The 592-nt window shown below is 70.6% G+C and carries 1 protein-coding gene; it reads right to left on the bottom strand.

Going from position 1 to position 592, the window contains the following annotated elements:
* Positions 1–219 precede the first annotated feature (219 nt).
* A partial coding sequence (locus tag ABD323_RS44060; protein WP_344447620.1) for a PucR family transcriptional regulator occupies positions 220–592 on the bottom strand: 373 nt, incomplete at its 5' end.

Raw genomic sequence — 592 nt, 5'->3', positions numbered from 1 at the left:
CGCGGTGAAGACTTCGATGATCCGCACCACGCGGGTGAGGACGGATTCCCCCGTGGCGACCCTGGGCATGTTCGGCAGTGTGCCTGACGAATGCGCTCGTCGGCGAACGCCGCACGGCCCCTGGTCCGCGCGCCGGGGCCGGGGTCTCTCCGGCCTCGTGTCGTCGCCGCTGCCGTCACGGGCGCAGGCGGACTTGCCACCGCATGACCGGGAGGCGCCCTACCCGAGTTGGAGGGCGAGGTACAGGTCGACGCGGTCCGCGAAGCGCGCCAGGTCCTTACCGGTGATCTCCTCGATCCGGCGAATGCGATACCGCAGCGTGTTGACGTGGACGTGCAGTTCGGCAGCCGCTTTCGCCCAGGAACCCGAGGCCTCCAGGAACAGCCACAGGGTATGCACGAGGTCCGACTGGTGCCGCGCATCGTAGGCACGTAGGTCCCGCAGCAGCCGCTCGTGGAAGGAGCTGCTCAACTCGTCGGGCAGCGCTGCGAGCAGCAGTGCGTGCGAGGACACCTCGTCGCCGGCGACCACCCGGACACCGCTGCCGGAGCCGGACTGGCGCGCGAGCCGGTGCTCGGCGAGCAGACGGGCG

Source organism: Kitasatospora nipponensis, assembly GCF_039528135.1.
GTDB classification, from domain to species: Bacteria; Actinomycetota; Actinomycetes; order Streptomycetales; family Streptomycetaceae; genus Kitasatospora; species Kitasatospora nipponensis.
This window is presented reverse-complemented; position numbering and strand designations above follow the sequence as displayed.